General features: G+C 72.7%; 1 protein-coding gene. It reads left to right on the forward strand.

Annotated elements, in window-relative coordinates; translation table 11 throughout:
* On the forward strand, positions 1-681 hold a 681-nt coding region (locus IY392_RS15530), incomplete at both ends, for a creatininase family protein (RefSeq protein WP_194861691.1).

Raw genomic sequence — 681 nt, forward strand, 5'->3', positions numbered from 1 at the left:
CCACGGCCCCCACCTCCCCCTGGCCACCGACCTCATCGTGGCCGAGGCGGTGGCCTCCCGGGCGGTGGAGAAGGCATCCGGGGTCGACGCCTGGCTCATGCCCGCGCTGGGATACACCAAGAGCGATGAGCACTCCTCGTTCCCCGGCGCGATGTGGATCACCGCCGACACCCTGTTGTCCCAGGTGCGTGAACTCGGTTCGGCGTTGGCCGCCAGCGGATTCCGCCGCGTGCTCTTCGTCAACTGCCACGGGGGCAACTCCGCGCTGCTGGAGGTCGCGCTGCGGGAACTGCGCCGGCGCAGCGGCCTCCGGACGTTCCTCTACGCCGGTAAGGCCTTGCCGGGGCCCGGTGAGCTCGGGATGGGGATCCACGCCGGGTGGGCCGAGACGTCGATGATGCTCCACCTGCGTCCGGACCTCGTCGACATGTCCGTCGCCGAGGCCCGGGTCCCGACCGCGGTGGCCGGATGCCGGCACATCGGCTTCACCGGCCCCGTGAAGTTCGGCTGGCTGGCCGACGACCTGTCCGACACCGGGGTGATCGGCGACCCCACCGACGCCGACCCCGACACCGGTGCCCGACTGGTGGCCGATCACGTGGCCACCGTCGTCGGTGCGCTCGGGGAGATCGCGGACTTCGACCCGGCGCGCGGGCTCCCGGACGCCGGGCTCCCGGACGC

Origin of the sequence: Dietzia sp. SYD-A1 (assembly GCF_015356725.1) — a bacterium.
In the GTDB taxonomy this organism is placed as follows: domain Bacteria; phylum Actinomycetota; class Actinomycetes; order Mycobacteriales; family Mycobacteriaceae; genus Dietzia.